Origin of the sequence: Kribbella orskensis, assembly GCF_004342085.1 — a bacterium.
GTDB classification, from domain to species: domain Bacteria; phylum Actinomycetota; class Actinomycetes; order Propionibacteriales; family Kribbellaceae; genus Kribbella; species Kribbella orskensis.
The window spans coordinates 43,320-55,138 of sequence record NZ_SLWM01000007.1; the positions used below are offsets into that span (position 1 = coordinate 43,320).

An 11,819-nucleotide genomic window follows, 5' to 3' on the forward strand; every position below is an offset into this window, starting at 1 on the left:
ACTCCTGGACGCGATCCCCAACCCGGTCACACGTTCTTGACGGCGGCGAGGAGTTTGGTGAGGGAGTCTCGGGCGTCGCCGAAGAGGAGGGTGGTCCGGGGGTCGTAGAGGAGTTCGTTCTCGATGCCGGCGAAGCCTGGGCGCATGGAGCGCTTGAGGAAGATGACGCGCTGGGCCTCGTCGGCGTTCAGGATCGGCATGCCGTAGATCGGGGCGCTCGGGGAGTTGCGGGCGGCCGGGTTGACCACGTCGTTGGCGCCGACCACCAGGGCCACGTCGGTGGACTTGAAGTCGCCGTTGATGTCGTCCATCTCGCGCAACTGGTCGTACGGGACCTGGGCCTCGGCGAGCAGGACGTTCATGTGGCCGGGCATCCGGCCCGCGACCGGGTGGATCGCGTAGTCGACCTTCACGCCACGAGCCTGCAGTTCCTCGACCAGGTCACGAAGGGTGTGCTGTGCCTGTGCGACGGCCAGGCCGTAGCCGGGGACGATGATCACCCGCTGCGCGTATCCCAGCAGGATCGCCACGTCCTCGGCGCCACCGGAGATCACCGGGCGCTCGGAGGCGGTCCCGGCGCCCAGGGTGGAGCCACCGCGGACCGCGCCGAACAGGATGTTGAAGACCGAGCGGCCCATCGCGTCGGCCATCAGCTTGGTCAGCAACGTACCGGCCGCGCCGACCAGGGTTCCGGCGATCAGCAGCAGGCTGTTGCCGAGCACGTAGCCACCCGCGGCCACGGTCAGACCGGTGAACGCGTTCAGCAGCGAGATGACGATCGGTACGTCGGCCCCGCCGACGGGCAGCACCAGCATCACACCGACGGCCAGTCCGACCAGGCAGAGCAGTACGCCGACCCACACGCGCGGGTCGGAGACGAGCCACGCCGACAGCGCGATGCCACCGAGCAGGCCCGCCACGAAGAGCACCGGGAGACCCGGGAAGGTGACCGGGCGGGTGGTCATCAGTTCCTGCAGCTTGGCGAACGTCACCACCGAGCCGGAGAAGCTGATCGCGCCGACCAGGATGGTGAAGGCGGTCGCGATCGCGGCGATGGTCTGGCCGTCGCGCACCTCGCCGAGCTCGATCAAGGCGACCAGAGCGGCCGCGCCACCACCGACACCGTTGAAGAGCGCCACCAGTTGCGGCATGTGGGTCATCTGCACCCGGCGGGAACCGACCACCCCGGCAACCGTGCCGATCAGCAGTGCGATCAGGATCGGCACCAGGTGATCGGGCTTGTAGGCGACGAACGTGATCACCACGGCGAGTACGGCGCCGGCCGCGCCGAGCAGGTTGCCGGTCCGGGCGCTGCGCGGCGACGACAACGCCTTCAGCGCGACGATGAAGCAGACCGCCGAGATCAGGTAACCGATCTGGGCCCAGGTTGCGATCACTTGTGCAGCTCCTTCTTGCGACCCGCCGGACCGCGGAACATCTGCAGCATCCGGTCGGTGACGACGAAACCGCCCACCATGTTCACGGTCGCCAGCACGACGGCCAGCAGGCCGACCGCCACGACCGGCGCGGAATCCGCCTGGCCGGTGACGATGATCGCGCCGACCAGGATGACGCCGTGGATCGCGTTCGCGCCGGACATCAGCGGGGTGTGCAGGGTCGAGCTGACCTTGCTGATCACCTCGACGCCGACGAAGGCCGCGAGCACGAAGATCGTCAGCAAAGCGATGGTGTCGGTCATGCCATCGGTCCTTCCAGCAGCTCGCGGGTCGGCTCGTGCAGCACGCTGCCGTCGTGGGTGACGCAGCAGCCGCGGACGATCTCGTCGTTGAAGTCCGGGGCGAACTCGGCATCCCGGGTCATCAGGGTGATCAGGTTCGCGATGTTCTGCCCGTACAGCCGGCTGGCCGGTCCGGCCATCTGGCTGGGCACGTTCGCGCCACCCCAGACCAGCGCGTTGCCGATCATCAGCTCGGTCCCGGCCACCGAGCCCTCGACGTTGCCGCCGGACTCCGAGGCCAGGTCGACCACGACCGAGCCGGGCTTCATCTGCTCGACCATGGCCCGCGACACCAGCATCGGCGCGGTCCGCCCGGGCACCGCCGCCGTGGTGATCAGCGCGTCCGCGCCCGCGACGTACGGCGCGAGCAGGTCACGCTGCAACCGGGCCCGCTCCTCGGTCATCTCGCGGGCGTAGCCGCCCGGTCCGTCCAGGGTGCCGAGCTCCAGCTCGATCGGCTGGGCGCCCATCGAGGCGATCTCCTCGGCCGCGGCGGTGCGCACGTCGTACGCCCTCACCACCGCGCCGAGCCGCTTGGCGGTGGCGATCGCCTGCAGGCCGGCGACGCCCGCGCCCAGGACGAGCACCTGGGCGGGCGGCACCGTGCCGGCGGCGGTCATGTTCAGCGGGAAGAACCTGGGCAGGCGTTCCGCCGCGACGATCGCCGCGCGGTACCCGGCGACCAGGGCCTGGGAGGAGAGCGCGTCCATCGACTGGGCCCGGGAGATCCGCGGGATCAGCTCCATCGCGAACGCGGTCAGCTTGGCCCGGGTCGCGGCCCGGATCACGTCCGGCGGGTTCGTCGGCAGGAACGACATCAGCGCCGTACCGGCGTGCAGCCGTTGCAGGCGTTCCCGTTCCAGCGGCTGCACCGACGCCACCACGGTGGCCGCGTGGTCGGCACCCCAGGCCACCTCGGCCCCCGCGTCGCGGTAGGCGTCGTCGGAGTACAGCGCGCGCTCGCCGGCCGCGGGTTCGACCGCGACCTCGTAGCCGAGCTGGACGAGTTTCACGACTTGTTCCGGCACCAGCGCCACGCGGCGCTCCGCCGGTCTGGTCTCTCGCACTACTGCGATCTTCACTCGCCGAAACCTATGCCAAACCCTGGGTGCCCGGAAAGCCCGGTCCCACCGATCATGCCAAGTTCTGAAGAAGATGCGCCTCGGCCAGGCAGACCTTGGCGAACTCCTCCAGGTGCAGGCCTTCGTCGATGCCGTGCGCGCGGGTGTCCGGATCCTCCACCCCGGTGACCAGTACGGCGGCCTGCGGGAAGGCCTGCTGGAACTCCGCGATGAAGGGGATCGAGCCGCCCATCCCGGTGTCGACGGGCTCCACGCCCCAGGCCGCGGCGAAGGCGGACCGGGCCGCGTCGTACGCGCCGCCGCGGGCGTTGATGCTGCACGGCTGGCCAAGATCGCCATCCGTGACGGTGACCTGGGCGCCCCACGGAGCGTTCTGCTCGAGGTGGTTGCGCAGGGCCTCCATCGCCTTGACCGAGTCGTCACCCGGCGCCACCCGCAGGCTCACCTTCGCCCGGGCGACCGGTACGAGGGTGTTGCTCGCGTCGGCGACGCGCGGCGCGTCGATGGCCAGTACCGCGATCGCCGGGCGGGTCCACAGCCGGTCGACCAGCGTGCCGGTGCCGATCAGCCGGACGGAGTCCAGCACGCTCGACTCGGCCCGGAACCGGTCCTCCGGGTAGTCCAGGTCGGCCGCGCGGGTCGCGTGCAACCCGTCGACGGCGACGTCACCGTTGTCCGTGTGCAGGGTCGCGAGCAGGCGGCACAGAGCCGACAGCGCGTCCGGCACGGCACCCCCGAACAGGCCCGAGTGCACCGCGTGGTCGAGCGTCCGCACCTCGACGTAGCAGTCGACCAGGCCGCGCAGGGACACGGTCAGTGCCGGCTGGCCGATCGCCCAGTTGCCGGAGTCGGCGATCACGATCGCGTCGGAGGTCAGCTCGTCGGCGTACTCGTCCAGCAGCGCCAGCAGGGTCGGCGAGCCGATCTCCTCCTCGCCCTCCACGAAGACCGTCACGCCGACCGGCAGATCGTTGCCGAAGGCCCGTACGGCGGCGAGGTGGGCGGCGATGCCGGCCTTGTCGTCGGCGGCACCGCGGGCGTACAGCCGGCCGTCCCGCTCGGTCGGCTCGAACGGCGGCGAGGTCCACTCGTCCAGCGCGCCGGTCGGCTGCACGTCGTGGTGCGCGCAGAGCAGTACCGTCGGCTTGCCCTCCGGGGCCGGCTTCTTGGCGATCACGGCGGGCGCGCCCTCGCCGGCCCGGACGATCTTCACCGAGAAGCCCTCGGCCTCGAACAGAGCGGCGGTCGCCTCGGCGGACCGCTGGACGTCGGCCGCTCGGGCCGGGTCGGCGCTGACCGAGGGGATCCGGATGAGGTCCTCGAGGTCGGCGCGGACGGAGGGCAGCACGCGGTCGATCGCCGCAGACAAGTCAGACATGCGCCCTACGGTACGGCGGTACCGCGCGAGACCCCACGCCGGTCGAGAGTGGGCAGTAAGGATCTTACGGTTAGGGCAGGCATCCCGAAGGTTATCGCCCGAACCCGAGAGGATCTCATGGCCCGCCCCTTCCTGACCGCCACCGCCCGCGAGGTGGCGTCGGCGTCCTTCCTGAGCAGCTACGGCGACTGAGCTGCTTCCGCGCGCCGAGCATGACCGAGGGCATCACCGAGTACAACGGCACCGCCTACCTCGTCTACGAGTCCGGCTCCCACCTCTACGCCTCGGACCCCGCCACCCTCAACGTCATCCCCCGCCTCCACAAGGCCTCGGTGACGTCCCTGACGCCTCTGGTCCCGTAGGACCTACCGGTACGTGGCCGAGTCGAGCACTTTCTGAAGCTCGGCTCGGTCGGAGCCACGGACCTCGATCCGGACGGACTGCGAGTCGCTGAAGAGGACGTAGCGGTCGATCACCAGATCATCGGTGCACTGGTAGGTGTAAGTAACAGCCCGCTTGTCGTCGACCGGGTCGCCCGAACCGGCGCCGTCGGGCTGACACCCAACCGGAGGCTGGGCTGTCGTCGGGAGAGCGGTCTTGTTCTCCACTCCGAGGTAGACACCAGGCACGGCGTCGCTGGCCTGCCATCCCTGGGTGTCTGTGCTGACCAGCAGTTGCGGAAGCTCCGGATTGCCCTCCGCCTTCTGGTTCCACTCGCGCGGCACCTCCACGGACAACCGCTCCGTCGCGTCCGTCACCGTCACCGGCCTGCTCAGCACGAACTGGTAGCCGCCGTAACCACCCGCAGCGGCCAACACAATCGCAGCGAGAGCAGCGAACACCCACGCACGCCTCGATCGGCGGGGCTCGGGGGCTACCTCGGTGGGTGGGACGGCTGCGATGGTGGCGGCGTTGGCTTCGGAGAGGGCCGTCTCCTGGTCGACAGGGGCCGGGGTGGTGGGGCCGGGGAGGTCTTCGGCGGGGACCAGGTTGGCGGGGATCTTGCCGGTGGTGTGGGCCTCGCGGAGGGCGGTGAGGAAGCTGTCGAGGTCCGGCCAGCGCTTGTCCCGGTCCGGCTCCAGGGCCCGCCGCACCACCACGTCGATCGCGTCCGAGACGTCGGCGCGCAGCGTGGTCATCGACGGCGGCGGGGCGTCGATCCGCATCACCGCGCCGAGGCTGATCACGCCGTGCGGCGCCTGGCCGGTGAAGGCCGCGTAGGCGACCGCGCCGAGGGAGTACAGGTCGGCCCGCTGGTCCAGCCGGTCGCCCATCACCTGCTCCGGCGCGACGTACGCCGGAGTACCGCCCGGCATCGTCAACTGGGACACGGTTTCCAGGGACTTGCCCAGGCCGAGGTCGCCGAGCATCGCGCGATCGCCGGCCGGGTCCGTGCGGAACAACACGTTCGCGGGTTTCACGTCGCGGTGCAGGACGCCGCGGGCGTGCAGCTGTTTGAGCCCGCTGCCCACCTGGGTGATCACGTCGACGGCCTCGTCGATCTCCAGCGGCCCGGCCTTGATCCGGTCCGCGAGCGACCCGCCGTCGGCGTAGGTGAGGACCAGGTACGGGCGGCCGTCCTCGGTCTCGCCGATGTCGTGCACGCCGACCACGTGCGGCGAGTCGACCCGGCGCAGGAACCGGCCCTCGGCCAGGAAACGGCGGCGGACGTCGTCCTGGTCGATCCAGTTGTCGGACAGGATCTTGACCGCGACATCGGCGTCCAACTGCTCGTCCCGGGCCAGCCAGACGGTCGCGAAACCACCAGCACCCACCCGGCGGACCAGGGAGTACCGGCCGATCCGCGGTGGCTGGTCCATGCCCGCATTATGCTCGATCGCTCCTGCGACCGGGTCGCCGGAGCGGGGCAACGCGACGGAAACGCGGCTCGTGACGAACAAAACGGGGCCGGCCGTCGTCCCATCGCCGACGGGGACGAATCGATGGGACGACCGAACGTGAAGCACAAGAACGGTGCGCTTGCCGTCGGCGTGGCGGCAGCCGCAGTACTGGCGGTGTTCAGCGGTGGCGCCCTGGCGGCCCAGCGCGGCCCTACTGCGGGAGGTAGGGGTGCCGCGCCGCTGCCGGCCGGCCCGTCCCCGACCGCCTCGTCACCCAAGCCCTCAGCCACTCCCAGCTCCACGCCGAGCACCAAGCCCGCGCCGAAGCCGACGCCATCCCGACCGGGGATCCCGGCCACGGTGACCATCGATCTCGCCAAGTTGCAGCTCGGCCGGGCACCTCAGCAGCCGTACCTCGAGGGCCGGGTGGTGAAGGGTGGGCCCGGCACCGACCACACCATCCCGGGCAAGCAGAACATCCTGCAAGCACTGCAATTCGGGACCCAACTCATCGCACTGCTGGAGGTCGGTGAGGGCGGCAGCGAGCTCGTCACCGTGGACACGAACGCCGGCCGGCCCGGGTTCGGCCCCTTGCGGATCCCGGACGTCGCGAGTCTGGCGGGCTCCCTGGATGTGACCGAGTACGCGTTCGCGACCGCGCCCCAGAACCCAGACCACACCCGGGCCAAGGGCAGCGCCGTCTACTGGTCGAACGGTCTCCCGCTGCCGGACGAGAAGGAATTTCCGTCGCGGAAGCTGGAGCGGCCGAACGACTGGGGCTCGAGGGTGCTCGCCGTTGTCGGGGACACCGTGTACTTCGCTTCCGACACGGACCCGAACGGGATCACCTCGGCTCTGAACGAGTGGAACTCCAAGACCGGCAAGGTGACCCGGCTGCGCAGTTTCAAGTCCCCGTTCCGCGTCGACTACCAGGGCCGGACCGGCGTCGACCAGATCGCCGGGGCGGCCCAGACCTTCTGCTCGGCGCTCAGGGAAGTGGACAACGGCAAGCAGCTCTGGCGGACCTGCGAGTACGCGCTGAACGGCTTCACCCCCGACGGCCGGACCGTCTACGCGACCCCGGACTTCCGGGGCGGGGGCTCGGACCCGTTCACAGCCGCCCTCGACGCGTGGACGGGTGAGCTGCGGCGGAAGTGGGCCGGGGCGCAGTTCCTGCACGCGCTGGCCGAGGACGACGACCACCTGCTGATGGTCGCCGACAATGGTGAGGGGACGAAGAGCGCGATCATCCGGTGCAGCATCACCACCGGCGGCTGCGAGCTCGCGACGCCGCTGACCAAGATCCCGCGGCACGACCTACGGCTGTTAGGAGCTCAGGCATGAGGCAGAAGAACGGCCGGCTGATCGTGCTGGTCGCGGCAGTCGCGGTTGCGGCCGTCGCCTTGGGTGGGGTGTTCGCCTACCGGCAGGGGCCTAGCGGGAACGGCTCCGCCGCGGCTCCGCTGTCCGCACCGACCAGCCCGGCCACCCCCACTCCCAGCCGGACGCCGACGCCGTCGGTCACCCCGTCGACGACGCCGTCCGCACCCCAGACGACGTCCACCGGCCCGACCAAGATCAAGCTGAACCTCGCGAAGCTCCCCAAGGGCCGCGCACCCCAGATCCCGTACCTGGTCGGCCGCGAGGTCCGTGGCGGTGCCGGCGATCCGACCAAGATCCCCGGCAGCGGCAACATCCACGCGATCGCCCGGCTCGGCAGCAGAGTGCTGGCCGTGGTCTCCAAGGGCAGCGGCACGGAACTGGTCAAGATCGACTACGGCACGGTCGAGCGGGTCCCGGACGTGACCGACCTGGTCTCCACCGACGACCAGACCGCGGTCGCCTATGCGGCCACGCGGACCACGGAAGGTGGCGGCGCGCTCGAGGGCGGCATCGTCTACGCAGAGACGACAGAGTCGGTGAAGTCACTCAAGCTGCCGAACAGCTGGCACGTCTCCCCCCTCGCCTATCTGAGCGGCAAGGTCTACTTCCGGGCGTCAGCCACCGAGACCGGCAGCAACTGGAAGCTTTACGAGTGGACGCCGGGCGCCGCGAAGGCGACCGAGATCACGACGGTGAAATCACCGACGGCCCTGTCGGACGACGGGCGGGTCGCCGCGTCGATCGGATTGCTCAACGACAGCGGCACCTGCTCCGACGTCACCGTCGTCGCAACCGGCAAGAAGCTCTGGCGGACCTGCGATAACCTACTGTCCGCCTTCACCCCGGACGGCGCCACGGCGATCGGCCGCCCGTCGTACCTCGACGGGTACTGCGACACCACCGTCTCCGCCCTGGACGCCATCACCGGACGGCTGGTCCGCGAATGGAGTGGCTGCTTCCACCAGAGCGAGGCCGAGGACGACCAGCACTTCCTGATCATCGCCGACGCGAGCGACGGTGGCGGCGAGGACGGGTACGGCAGGCGGGCGATCATCCGCTGCGACATCAGCACCGGCGCGTGCGAGCTGGCGACGCCGCTGTCCAGCACCAGCTCGCTGCGGATCGGCGACTGACGGCGTCTGCCAGCAGCTAACTGGCAGGTGCCTCGCGCCCGGCAGGCGGGAGACTGCCTGTATGGATCGGATTGTGGTGCTGGCGGATGTGCACGGGGTGTTGCCTGCTTTGGAGGCGGTGCTGGGGGAAGCCGACGTGGCGGCCGCGGATGTGATCGTGCTGGCCGGGGATATCGCCAGTGGGCCGTTGCCGGTGGAGACGTTGGATCTGCTGGTGGGGTTGGGTGAACGGGCGGTCTGGGTTCGGGGGAACGCGGACCGGGAGTTGGTGGCGATGGCTCGGGGGGAGTTCCGCGGGGAGGCGCCGGACGAGGTGAGTCCGTGGGCGGCCGGGGAGTTGCGGGCGGATCAGGTCGAACTGCTGGACGAGTTGCCGACCAGCGTCACGATCGGGGACACGCTCTTCTGTCATGCGACTCCTCGCGACGACGAGGAGATGGTGCTGGTGGACAGTCCGATCTCGCGGTGGGCGGACGTGCTCAGCCGCGTACCGGAGGAAGTCAGGACGATCGTGTGTGGGCACACACACATGCCGTTCGCCCGGCAGGTCGATCGGCGGTTGGTGGTCAACGCCGGCAGTGTCGGGATGCCGTACGGCGCGCCCGGAGCCAGCTGGGCTCTGCTGACGGCCGACGGCGTCGAGCTCAGGCGTACTCACTTCGACACGGCCGCCGCGGCGGAGCAGCTTGCCAAGCAGTCGTCGTACCCCGGGATCGAGACCTGGATGGACGAATACCTCCGCTCCAACTACTCCGACACCGACGCCCTCGCCGCGTTCAGGCCGCGCTCGGAGGGCTGACCGGCTACCGTCGGGGCATGTTCGCGCGGCGTCGGAAGCACTTCGGGACTCCGGCCGACAGGGCGACGTATGCGACCCTGCATACCGCCTCGCTGGCCACGCCGAGCCTGCGCGAAGGACTCACCCCGGCCGCGGCGGGCAAGGCCAGCAAGCACCTGCGCGACCTCCTCGGTACCGCGGCCATCGCCATCTGCGACTCCTCCGGCGTACTGGCCTGGGACGGCGTCGGCGGTCCGTACGAGAGCAACCACCGCCGCGACGCCAAGGCGATCGCCGCCGCCACCCTGCGAACCGGCCGTACCGCGGTGCTCGGCCCGCACGACGTCGCCTGCGGTGACCCGCAATGCCCCGTCCGTACTGCGGTGGTGGCTCCGATCGTGACGGAGGATCACGTGGTGGCCGTGCTGGTCGCCTACAGCCCACGCTCCTCGGCCGCACTCGTCCGGGCCACCGAGGAGGTGGCTCGCTGGGTCTCCGGCCAGGTGGAGCTCGCGGAGCTGAACAAGGAGCGCACCCGGGCGATGGAGGCCGAGCTGAGGGCGCTCCGGGCGCAGATCAGCCCGCACTTCATCTACAACGCGCTGGCCGCGATCGCCTCGTTCGTCCGGACCGATCCCGAGCGGGCCCGGGAACTCCTGCTCGAGTTCGCCGACTTCTCCCGCTACGCGCTGCGCCGGGGTGGCGAGTTCACCACCCTGTCGGACGAGCTCCGCAACGTCGAGCGGTACCTCGTGCTGGAGCAGGCACGCTTCGGCGAACGCTTGAAGGTGTCGCTGCTGATCGCGCCCGAGGTGCTGTCGATCGCGATCCCCTTCCTGGTGGTACAGCCGCTGGTGGAGAACGCGGTACGGCACGGTCTGGACGGCACCACGGGCATCGGGCGGATCACCATCCGAGCGCAGGACCGCGGGCTGGAGGCGGAGATCAGCGTCGAGGACGACGGCGCCGGCAGCGATCCCGAGGTGATCCGCGCGGCGCTGGCCGGCGAGTCCGCGGGCGACTCCGTCGGCCTCGGCAACGTCGACGCCCGGCTGCGGCAGGTCTACGGCGACGACTACGGCCTGGTGGTCGAGACCGCGCCCGAGGCAGGCACAAAGGTCAGCTTCCGGGTCCCCAAATACTCCTCAGGGGTGCACGCATCGGCTTAGTACCCCTTGAACGGTCTGGCATGAGCGCTGGCAGCGTCCAGCTGCGTGCATCGCAAGGCGGAGAAGTGGCCTCGATGCGGGTTTCATCGTGGCCACTTCTCCGCCGCCGCGAGGTGCGTGCCTGGGCGTTGCCAGTGCCATGCCAGACCGTTCAAGGGGCACTAGTGTGTGGGCCATGACCGACTCTCCGCTCCGGGTTCTCGTCGCTGACGACGAGGAGCCGGCGCTGGCCGAGCTGGTCTATCTGCTGTCCCAGGACAGGCGGATCGGCGAGATCCGGACCGCGTCGAACGGCCCCGACGCGCTGAAGATCCTGCAGGCGGCCGACCTCGACGTGGTGTTCTGCGACATCAAGATGCCCGGGCTGGACGGCATCGACCTGGCCCGGGTGCTGTCCAAGTTCGCCAGCCGCCCGCAGATCGTCTTCGTCACCGCGTACGACGAGCACGCGGTCGCCGCGTTCGACCTGGACGCGACGGACTACGTGATGAAGCCGGTCCGGGCCGAGCGCCTGACCGAGGCCGTACGCCGGGTCGTCAACGCGGGGACTCCGACCGCGACCCAGCCGCAGGACGACTCCGACGACGAGACGATCCCGGTCGAGCTGGCCGGCGTCACCCGGTTCGTCCAGCGCTCAACCGTCCGGTACGTCGAGGCGCAGGGCGACTACGCACGACTCCACACCGGCCAGAACTCGCACCTGGTCCGGGTCCCGCTCAGCACCCTGGAGGAGCGCTGGCGCGACGCGGGCTTCACCCGGATCCACCGCAGCACCCTCGTCGCCCTCGCCCACGTCGACGAGATGCGGGTGGACGGTGGCCGCTGCGCGGTCCGGGTCGGCGACGACTGGCTGCCGGTCAGTCGCCGGCACACCCGCGAACTGCGCGACCTGCTGGTCCGCTCGACCTCGCTGCGCGGATGAAGCGGACCGGATGAGCACGCCGGACGCGCCGCGGCGGATCCGGGTGACGAGCCCGCGGACCAGCGCGGCGCGGCGTTCGAGCAGTCACACCGGCACCCGCGAGATCGACGAGCAGACCCGCGTCGGCGAGGTCTACATGCACTCGCTGATCCAGTCCCAGCTCCGGCTCGCGCTCGCGGTGATCCTCGGAGCCGCGGTGATGCTGGGCGGTCTGCCGCTGCTCTTCTGGCTGGTCCCGGCCACTCGGAGGTTCTCCGTCGTCGGCCTGCCGCTGCCCTGGCTCCTGCTCGGCGTGGTCGTCTACCCGGTGGTGTACGTCGCCGCCCGCGTCTACACCCGCAAGGCCGAACGGATCGAAGCCGAGTTCACCGAGTTCGTGGGACGGAAATAGATGT

12 protein-coding genes are annotated in these 11,819 nt (G+C 70.3%); 7 read left to right on the plus strand and 5 right to left on the minus strand.

The window, feature by feature from the left end; translation table 11 throughout:
- Window positions 1-26 precede the first annotated feature (26 nt).
- Genes EV644_RS20495 through EV644_RS20510 form a run of 4 tightly spaced genes read right to left on the minus strand, consistent with a single transcriptional unit; the run spans window position 27 to window position 4,198 of the window.
- Window positions 27-1,397, minus strand: coding sequence for an NAD(P)(+) transhydrogenase (Re/Si-specific) subunit beta (locus EV644_RS20495; RefSeq protein WP_132190296.1), 1,371 nt, complete (start codon window positions 1,395-1,397; stop codon window positions 27-29).
- Window positions 1,394-1,699 (minus strand): NAD(P) transhydrogenase subunit alpha part 2, encoded by a 306-nt coding sequence (locus tag EV644_RS20500; protein ID WP_132190297.1) that lies wholly within the window; start codon window positions 1,697-1,699, stop codon window positions 1,394-1,396. Before EV644_RS20500 ends, EV644_RS20495 begins: the two co-directional genes overlap by 4 nt.
- The gene (locus EV644_RS20505; protein WP_132190298.1) at window positions 1,696-2,820 is read right to left on the minus strand and encodes an NAD(P) transhydrogenase subunit alpha; all 1,125 of its coding nucleotides are present in this window, start codon (window positions 2,818-2,820) and stop codon (window positions 1,696-1,698) included. The genes EV644_RS20500 and EV644_RS20505 overlap by 4 nt, the downstream gene beginning before the upstream one ends.
- Before the next feature lie 52 nt (window positions 2,821-2,872).
- Window positions 2,873-4,198, minus strand: a complete 1,326-nt coding sequence (locus EV644_RS20510) for a dipeptidase (RefSeq protein WP_132190299.1) — start codon at window positions 4,196-4,198, stop codon at window positions 2,873-2,875.
- Between the two features lie 212 nt (window positions 4,199-4,410).
- Here EV644_RS20510 and EV644_RS44660 point away from each other — a divergent pair, with 212 nt between their 5' ends.
- Window positions 4,411-4,560, plus strand: a complete 150-nt coding sequence (locus EV644_RS44660) for a hypothetical protein (RefSeq protein ID WP_158292890.1) — start codon at window positions 4,411-4,413, stop codon at window positions 4,558-4,560.
- Between the two features lie 3 nt (window positions 4,561-4,563).
- Here the strand turns inward: EV644_RS44660 and EV644_RS20515 are convergent, their stop codons facing one another.
- Window positions 4,564-6,018: a serine/threonine-protein kinase gene (locus tag EV644_RS20515; RefSeq protein WP_132190300.1), complete on the minus strand. Its 1,455-nt coding sequence runs from the start codon at window positions 6,016-6,018 to the stop codon at window positions 4,564-4,566.
- Window positions 6,019-6,141: 123 nt separating this feature from the next.
- On the opposite strand from EV644_RS20515, the gene EV644_RS20520 reads away from it, so the two are divergent.
- The 6 genes from EV644_RS20520 to EV644_RS20545 all read left to right on the plus strand — a co-directional run bounded on the left by EV644_RS20520 (window position 6,142) and on the right by EV644_RS20545 (window position 11,815).
- Window positions 6,142-7,383 carry a thioredoxin domain-containing protein gene (locus EV644_RS20520; protein WP_132190301.1) on the plus strand — a complete coding sequence of 414 codons (1,242 nt, stop codon included), beginning with the start codon at window positions 6,142-6,144 and terminating at the stop codon, window positions 7,381-7,383.
- Window positions 7,380-8,555, plus strand: a complete 1,176-nt coding sequence (locus EV644_RS20525; protein ID WP_132190302.1) for a hypothetical protein — start codon at window positions 7,380-7,382, stop codon at window positions 8,553-8,555. Before EV644_RS20520 ends, EV644_RS20525 begins: the two co-directional genes overlap by 4 nt.
- A gap of 61 nt (window positions 8,556-8,616) precedes the next feature.
- Window positions 8,617-9,354 (plus strand): metallophosphoesterase family protein, encoded by a 738-nt coding sequence (locus EV644_RS20530; protein ID WP_132190303.1) that lies wholly within the window; start codon window positions 8,617-8,619, stop codon window positions 9,352-9,354.
- Window positions 9,355-9,371: 17 nt separating this feature from the next.
- A complete protein-coding gene (locus EV644_RS20535; protein WP_132190304.1) occupies window positions 9,372-10,502 on the plus strand; it encodes a histidine kinase in 1,131 nt (376 codons plus the stop codon).
- Window positions 10,503-10,677: 175 nt separating this feature from the next.
- The gene (locus tag EV644_RS20540; protein ID WP_132190305.1) at window positions 10,678-11,424 is read left to right on the plus strand and encodes a LytR/AlgR family response regulator transcription factor; all 747 of its coding nucleotides are present in this window, start codon (window positions 10,678-10,680) and stop codon (window positions 11,422-11,424) included.
- A 10-nt stretch (window positions 11,425-11,434) separates the two neighbouring features.
- Window positions 11,435-11,815, plus strand: a complete 381-nt coding sequence (locus tag EV644_RS20545) for a hypothetical protein (protein ID WP_132190306.1) — start codon at window positions 11,435-11,437, stop codon at window positions 11,813-11,815.
- The last annotated feature ends 4 nt before the right edge of the window (window positions 11,816-11,819 follow it).

What these genes read in the sequence shown, in the direction of transcription:
- EV644_RS20500 (WP_132190297.1), bottom strand. Translation starts at nt 1,699, where the DNA reads ATGACCGACACCATCGCTTTGCTGACGATCTTCGTGCTCGCGGCCTTC.
- EV644_RS20510 (WP_132190299.1), bottom strand. Translation starts at nt 4,198, where the DNA reads ATGTCTGACTTGTCTGCGGCGATCGACCGCGTGCTGCCCTCCGTCCGC.
- EV644_RS44660 (WP_158292890.1), top strand. Translation starts at nt 4,411, where the DNA reads ATGACCGAGGGCATCACCGAGTACAACGGCACCGCCTACCTCGTCTAC.
- EV644_RS20515 (WP_132190300.1), bottom strand. Translation starts at nt 6,018, where the DNA reads ATGGACCAGCCACCGCGGATCGGCCGGTACTCCCTGGTCCGCCGGGTG.
- EV644_RS20520 (WP_132190301.1), top strand. Translation starts at nt 6,142, where the DNA reads ATGGGACGACCGAACGTGAAGCACAAGAACGGTGCGCTTGCCGTCGGC.
- EV644_RS20525 (WP_132190302.1), top strand. Translation starts at nt 7,380, where the DNA reads ATGAGGCAGAAGAACGGCCGGCTGATCGTGCTGGTCGCGGCAGTCGCG.
- EV644_RS20530 (WP_132190303.1), top strand. Translation starts at nt 8,617, where the DNA reads ATGGATCGGATTGTGGTGCTGGCGGATGTGCACGGGGTGTTGCCTGCT.
- EV644_RS20535 (WP_132190304.1), top strand. Translation starts at nt 9,372, where the DNA reads ATGTTCGCGCGGCGTCGGAAGCACTTCGGGACTCCGGCCGACAGGGCG.
- EV644_RS20540 (WP_132190305.1), top strand. Translation starts at nt 10,678, where the DNA reads ATGACCGACTCTCCGCTCCGGGTTCTCGTCGCTGACGACGAGGAGCCG.
- EV644_RS20545 (WP_132190306.1), top strand. Translation starts at nt 11,435, where the DNA reads ATGAGCACGCCGGACGCGCCGCGGCGGATCCGGGTGACGAGCCCGCGG.